Origin of the sequence: Paenibacillus jiangxiensis, assembly GCF_046098255.1 — a bacterium.
GTDB classification, from domain to species: Bacteria; Bacillota; Bacilli; order Paenibacillales; family Paenibacillaceae; genus Paenibacillus; species Paenibacillus jiagnxiensis.
This window is the reverse complement of the sequence record NZ_JBJURI010000075.1, coordinates 1-1,128: the sequence shown is the minus strand read 5'-3', so window position 1 is coordinate 1,128 and position 1,128 is coordinate 1. Positions and strand designations below refer to the sequence as shown.

The window sequence follows — 1,128 nt, the reverse complement described above, 5'->3', positions numbered from 1 at the left end:
CCTGTTGCCCCGGTTGCTCCTGTTTCGCCTGTTGCTCCCGTTGCGCCTGTCGCTCCAGTTTCGCCCGTGGCTCCTGTGGCTCCAGTTTCGCCTGTGGCTCCCGTTGTTCCCGTAGCTCCAGTTTCACCTGTGGCCCCAGTTGCTCCTGTCGCTCCTGTCGCGCCCATTGCTCCCGTTGCGCCTGTGGCTCCAGTTTCACCTGTTGCCCCTGTGGCTCCTGTCGCCCCGGTTTCGCCCGTTGCTCCCATTGCTCCGGTTGCCCCTGTCGCTCCAGTTTCACCGGTTGCTCCGGTAGCTCCCGTTGCTCCTGTGGCTCCAGTTGCTCCAGTTTCGCCTGTTGCTCCAGTTTCACCTGTCGCTCCAGTTTCTCCGGTTGCCCCGGTTGCTCCTGTTGCCCCTGTCGCTCCAGTTTCACCTGCGGCCCCCGTTGCCCCTGTCGCTCCAGTTTCACCTGTTGCCCCAGTTGCTCCAGTTACGCCTGTTGCTCCAGTTTCTCCGGTTGCTCCAGTTTCTCCGGTTGCTCCAGTTTCACCCGTTGCTCCAGTTTCACCCGTTGCTCCGGTGGCTCCCGTTGCTCCAGTTTCACCTGTGGCTCCTGTTGCGCCCGTAGCTCCAGTTTCACCTGTGGCCCCCGTTGCTCCAGTTTCGCCTGTGGCTCCAGTTTCGCCCGTGGCCCCCGTTGCTCCAGTTTCGCCCGTTGCTCCGGTTGCTCCCGTTGCGCCTGTGGCTCCAGTTTCACCTGTTGCCCCGGTGGCTCCTGTCGCTCCAGTTTCGCCTGTTGCCCCGGTTGCTCCCGTCGCCCCAGTTTCGCCTGTTGCTCCGGTTGCTCCCGTTGCGCCTGTGGCTCCAGTTTCACCTGTTGCCCCTGTGGCTCCTGTCGCCCCGGTTTCGCCTGTTGCCCCGGTTGCTCCTGTTTCGCCCGTTGCTCCCGTTGCTCCCGTCGCCCCAGTTTCGCCTGTTGCTCCCGTTGTTCCCGTAGCTCCAGTTTCGCCCGTGGCCCCCGTTGCTCCTGTTTCGCCCGTTGCTCCAGTTGCTCCGGTTGCTCCCGTTGCGCCTGTGGCTCCAGTTTCACCTGTTGCCCCGGTGGCTCCTGTCGCTCCAGTTTCACCGGTGGCTCCAGTTTCACCC

At 63.7% G+C, this 1,128-nt stretch carries 1 protein-coding gene; it reads right to left on the bottom strand.

The features are described from left to right. A partial coding sequence (locus ACI1P2_RS31355) for a hypothetical protein (RefSeq protein WP_355327717.1) occupies positions 1-1,128 on the bottom strand: 1,128 nt, incomplete at both ends.